This window comes from Candidatus Protofrankia californiensis (assembly GCF_900634765.1).
Classification (GTDB): Bacteria; Actinomycetota; Actinomycetes; order Frankiales; family Frankiaceae; genus Protofrankia; species Protofrankia californiensis.
Genome location: NZ_CAAAFT010000267.1, coordinates 4,562 through 9,687, shown reverse-complemented (window position 1 = coordinate 9,687; position 5,126 = coordinate 4,562). Strand labels below are relative to the sequence as shown.

Below are 5,126 nucleotides of genomic sequence, written 5' to 3'. Positions count from 1 at the left end.
GCTCGTAGGCGTGGCGGGCGGTGTTGGCCGTGGCGACGGCCGCCACCAGGTCCGGACCGCCGCCGGCGTCCGCGGTGATCCCGGCCAGCAGGTCCGGGGAGACCTTGGACCGGGTGTAGTGCGTCATCAGGATGCCTGCGGCGAGCTTGGTGAGCTTGCCGGCCATGCCGACGAAGACCACGTCGGTCATGCCCACCTCGACCGCCCGGCGCAACGCCGCTCCGGTGAAGTCGCCGACCTCGACGAAACACACCTCGGGCAGGGCCGGTAGCAGCCGGATGGCGGCGGACTCGGTACGCCCGCCGGTGGCGAGCACCACCGTGCGCAGGCCCTGGGCGGCGGCCACCGCCACGGCCTGCTCCACCGACGCCCGCCAGGACGCGGTGGAAAACGGCCGGACGATGCCGGTGGTGCCGAGGATCGAGATCCCGCCGAGGATGCCCAGGCGGGCGTTGGTGGTCCGCCGGGCCATCCGTTCCCCGTCCGGCACGCTGATCACGACGCGCAGCCCGCTGGCGCGCAGGTCGACGACCTCCCCGACCGACTGGATGATCATCGATCGGGGTACCGAGTTGATCGCAGCCTGGCCGACGGTAAGCCCGAGCCCGGGTTTCGTGACGACCCCGACGCCGCTCCCGCCGTCGATGTCGACGCCGGTCGGTGTCCGCCAGCTCACCGTTGCGGTCAGGTGTGCGCCGTGGGTGACGTCCGGGTCGTCCCCGGCGTCCTTGACGACAACCGCCTCGGCGCTGCGACCGGCATCCATGTCCAGCTCGCAGCGTTCGACCGGGAACGTCACCCGCTGTCCCGACGGCAGGGCGACGGTGACCTCCCGCTGCGCCGTCCCGGAGAACAACGCGGCGCTTGCGGCCTTCGCGGCGGCGGCCGCGCACGTTCCGGTCGTCCAACCGGTACGTAATGCGACTGGCCGGACTTTCGCGGTGCGCGGCAGGTCCGGTTCACGCAACGGAACCGGTGGGGGAAGGGCTGGGCCAGGGCCGTTCACGCCGGCCGTTCCCCGGACGCCCCGGGACGGTCGTGCTGCCCGTCGCGAGAACGCAGTGCGGTGCGGGCGGTCCGTTCGGCCCTGCGGAACCCGTGGAAGTGACCGGGATGGTAGAGGTGCGAGCGGGTCCCGCCGGCCGCGAGCGCGGGGCCGACCAGGACCAGCGTGTGCTTCCACAACTTGTGCTCACGGATCGTGGCGGCCAGTTCGGCAAGCGCACATCGCACGATCAGCTCGTCCGGCCAGCTCACCCGGTAGGCGACCACACAGGGCGTATCCGGCGGATAGCCGCCGTCGGTGAGTTCGGTCTGGAGCTGACCGGATCGGGCCGCCGACAGGAACAGCGCCATGGTCGTGCCGTGCGAGGCGAACCGGGCCACCTCCTCACCAGGGGGCATCGGGGTCTTCCCGCCGGCGAGCCGGGTCAGGATCACCGACTGGGCCACCTGCGGGATGGTCAGCTCGCGTCCGACGGCCGCGGCGGCCGCGGTGAAGCTGCTGACCCCGGGGACGACGTCGGTGGCAAGCCCCAGCTCGACGCAGATCTCCAACTGTTCCTGCAGTGCGCCCCACAGCGCCGGATCACCGGAGTGGATCCGGGCCACCGCGAGCCCGGCGCCGGCGGCCCGCCGGTAGATCTCCCGCACGCCCTCCAGCGGCAGCCCGGCCGAGTCGACGATCTCGGCGTCGTCCCGAGCATGGGTGAGTACGTCCGGATGCACCAGCGAGGACGCCCAGATGACCACGTCGGCCTCGCCGATCACTCTGGCGCCGCGCAGGGTCAGCAGGTCCGCGGCCCCGGGGCCGGCTCCGACGAACGTGACCCGGCCGGTCCCGCAACCAAACCCGTGACCGGGCCCGCCTGTCGTCACGTCTTCGGGCCCGCCTGCGCAGCCGCCTGTGTTCGTACCGGCGGTCGGTTCGGTGATCATGCCGGCCACTGCCGCCGCCGTGTCGAGATCACCGTGGACAGGTAGGGGCCGGGCCGGTCGCGGGGCAGTTCACCGGCGGGACGGATGTCCTCCTCGGGCAGGCCCGTGCAGGCACCGTAGACGGCCGTGCCGTGCGTGCCGTCGAGCCGGTCGGCCGCGGCCAGGACGTCGAGGACCTGCGGCAACGCGCGCCCCCCCTTGTAGGCGATCACGGTGTCGTGGTCGGCCACCGCCCTGCGGTAGGCATCCACCCCCGCGGTCAGTGGCAGCAACGCCACGGTTTCGGTGCCCACGGCCAGCACCGTGCCGGACCGGGCGGCAAGATCCTGCATGGCCATGATCCCCGGAACGGTTTCGATGGTGACCTCCGGTAGCAGCGCCCGCACCCGGGCCGCCAGCGTGGTGAAGGTCGAGTAGACGTTCGGATCACCGATCGTGGCGAACGCGACACTGCCTGTAGGATGCTCGCGCAGGGCCTGGCTGACCGTGACCGCCGGGGTGTCGTAGTCGGCGTCGCCGGTCATCCGGAACGCCACGTGGCGGATCCGGTCATGAGTGACATGCGCGCGCACCGTCGCCTCGGCCCGTCCCGGCGGCGGCAGGCCTTCACTGACCGGGACGAACACGACGTCGGCCCGCTCCAGCGTCCGGACGGCCCGGACCGTCACCAGATCCGGGTCGCCGGGGCCGACACCGACGCCGACCAGACAGCCGCGGACCCGCACCGCCTCGGCGCTCATTCCTCTCCCCCCGCAGCAACCCGTCCCGCGGGGGGAGAGGAGGCGGCCGCTCCGGCCGATCTTGCCCTGCGAGCCGTGGCGACGAACCGTTGCGCCGCCCCGGGCACGCCGGCCCAGTGCAGGTGCAGGTAGGAGGCGTGCACGTTGCCGCGCACGAAACCCTCCGCCCGATCGCCGACCTGCCAGGCCGCCTGCGGCGCATCCCCGATGAGGGCGGCTGCGGCAGCGGGGCCGGTAGTGGCGTCGGCAAGTACCGACGTGTGGTGGAACTCGTGCGCCGTCACCGCGGTACCCGCGGCGGCGACCGGGTTGTCGCAGGCGGCCACAGCCCGGCGGTAACCGAGCGTGAGACGCGGTCCCATTGCCGTGTCGGTGTCGAGGATCCCGCACATCGGATGCCCATCGAGGGAGCGTGCCAGGTAGAGCAGGCCCGCGCACTCGGCGACGATCGGCGCGCCCCGGTGCGCCAGCGCCACCACCTCGGCCCGCAACGGCACGTTGGCCGCGAGCGCGGCGGCATGCTCCTCGGGGAATCCGCCGCCGATCACCAGCCCGTCGGTGCCCTCCGGGAGCGCCTCGTCGCGCAGCGGGTCGACAGTGACGACCTCGGCGCCGGCGGCGCGCAGGAGCTCGACCTGTTCAACATAACCGAACGTGAACGCAGGCCCGCCCGCGACGGCGATCCGCACCGGCCGGCGCGCGGCACTCCCGCTGCCGATCCCGGCTCCCATCCGGGCTTCCACCGCAGCTTCCGTCCGGCCTTCGTTTCCGGCCACAGGTACCGCCGGCGAGGTGGCCTCGGCCACAGCTTCGGATGGTGTCCAGGGCCGGACATCCAGCGGCGGAGCCGACCGGGCGAGGGCGAGCACGGCATCGAGATCGCAGGACGCGGCGACCAGCGCCCCCAGCACCCGGACCGCCTCGGCCGCGGCCGGCGCGCGCTCGGCCGCCGGCACCAACCCGAGATGCCGCGAGGGCACCGCGGCGCCGGCGTCCCGGCGCAGCACCCCCAGCACCGGGATGCGCAGGTCGGCGGCCGCGTCCCGCAGCAGCCGTTCGTGGCCCGCCGAGCCGACCTGGTTGAACACGACGCCGGCCAGGTATACCCGGGGGTCCCAGGTGGCGAAGCCGTGCACCGTGGCGGCAACCGACCTGCCCGCGGCGGACGCGTCGACGACCAGCACGACCGGGGTGGCGGTCAGGCGGGCCACATGGGCGGCGGAGGCGAAGTCGACGGGCTGGCCGGGCTCCGGCACCGACACCCCGTCGAACAGGCCCATCACCCCTTCGACGATGGCGATGTCGGCGCCGCGGGCGCCGTAGGCGAGCAGCGGTCCGATGCGGTGTTCGCCGCAGAGCACGGCGTCGAGGTTGCGCCCCGGCCGTCCGGTGGCGAGCGCGTGGTAACTCGGGTCGATGTAGTCCGGGCCGACCTTGTGCGGGGACACCCGCAGGCCGCGGGCGGTGAGGGCGGCCATCAGCCCGGTCGCCACGGTGGTCTTGCCCGCGCCGCTCGCCGGAGCAGCGATCATCAGCCGTGGCGGGAGCGTGCCGTGGGCGTTGTTCACCATTCGATCCCCCGCTGGCCCTTCTGGCCGGCGTCCATCGGATGCTTCACCTTGGTCATCTCGGTCACCAGGTCGGCGGCGTCGAGCAGCGCGGGTGGCGCGGCGCGACCGGTCACGACGACGTGCTGGCGTCCGGGCCGGGTACGCAGCACCTCGACGACCTCGTCCACATCGATCCACCCCCACTTCAGCGGATAGGTCAGCTCGTCGAGGACATAGAGCTGGTAGGTCTGCGCGGCCAGATCCCGGCGGATCTGCGCCCAGCCCTCACGCGCGGCCTCGGCCGGTTCGGCGCCCGGGTCGATCCGGCGCTGCACCCAGCTCCAGCCCTCGCCCATCTTGTGCCAGGTGACCGCGCCGCCCTCACCGGTGGCGGCGAGGGTGCGCAGCGCCCGTTCCTCCCCGATCCGCCACTTCGCGGACTTGACGAACTGGAACACCCCGACCGGCCAGCCCTGCGCCCAGCCGCGCAGGGCCAGCCCGAACGCCGCGGTCGACTTCCCCTTGCCGTCGCCGGTATGGACGATCAGCAGCGGGCGGTCCCGGCGGGCCCGGGTGCTCAGGCCGTCGTCGGGTACCACGGCCGGCTGTCCCTGCGGCATGCTTCAGGCCGCCTTTCCGGGACGGGTGGATACCGTCGGCTTTCCAGGACGAACGGATCCCGCCGGCGTCCCGGGACGCATGGACCCCGCCGGGTCGGCCGCCGCCGACAGGGCGGCCAACGGAACGATCGTGCCACCGAGGACGGTGGCCAGACGTCCGGCCAGGCCCAAGCGGACGTGCCCACTCTCGCAGTCGACGACGACGCTGGCCACACCGGCGCGGGCCAGCGCGTGCGCGGCGGCGGCCGGATCCGGGCCGGTCGTGGACCGGCCGTCTG

Annotated in this window: 5 protein-coding genes and 1 pseudogene; all 6 read right to left on the bottom strand. The window is 73.5% G+C overall.

Annotated features, from left to right (window positions below):
* On the bottom strand, positions 1 to 1,006 hold a 1,006-nt coding region (locus DD1DGNOD_RS14695; protein WP_206443185.1), incomplete at its 3' end, for a cobalt-precorrin-5B (C(1))-methyltransferase.
* Positions 1,003 to 1,935, bottom strand: a complete 933-nt coding sequence (gene cobM, locus DD1DGNOD_RS14690) for a precorrin-4 C(11)-methyltransferase (protein ID WP_430827809.1) — start codon at positions 1,933 to 1,935, stop codon at positions 1,003 to 1,005. The genes DD1DGNOD_RS14695 and cobM, both read right to left, overlap by 4 nt.
* Complete coding sequence (gene cobI / locus DD1DGNOD_RS14685) at positions 1,935 to 2,678, bottom strand: precorrin-2 C(20)-methyltransferase (RefSeq protein ID WP_131767022.1); 744 nt, start codon at positions 2,676 to 2,678, stop codon at positions 1,935 to 1,937. The genes cobM and cobI overlap by 1 nt, the downstream gene beginning before the upstream one ends.
* Positions 2,675 to 4,249 carry a cobyrinate a,c-diamide synthase gene (locus DD1DGNOD_RS14680; protein WP_131767021.1) on the bottom strand — a complete coding sequence of 525 codons (1,575 nt, stop codon included), beginning with the start codon at positions 4,247 to 4,249 and terminating at the stop codon, positions 2,675 to 2,677. Before DD1DGNOD_RS14680 ends, cobI begins: the two co-directional genes overlap by 4 nt.
* Positions 4,243 to 4,848 (bottom strand): cob(I)yrinic acid a,c-diamide adenosyltransferase, encoded by a 606-nt coding sequence (gene cobO / locus DD1DGNOD_RS14675; RefSeq protein ID WP_131767020.1) that lies wholly within the window; start codon positions 4,846 to 4,848, stop codon positions 4,243 to 4,245. The genes DD1DGNOD_RS14680 and cobO overlap by 7 nt, the downstream gene beginning before the upstream one ends.
* A gap of 3 nt (positions 4,849 to 4,851) precedes the next feature.
* Positions 4,852 to 5,126: pseudogene (locus DD1DGNOD_RS27065) on the bottom strand (protoporphyrin IX magnesium chelatase); the annotation flags it as partial.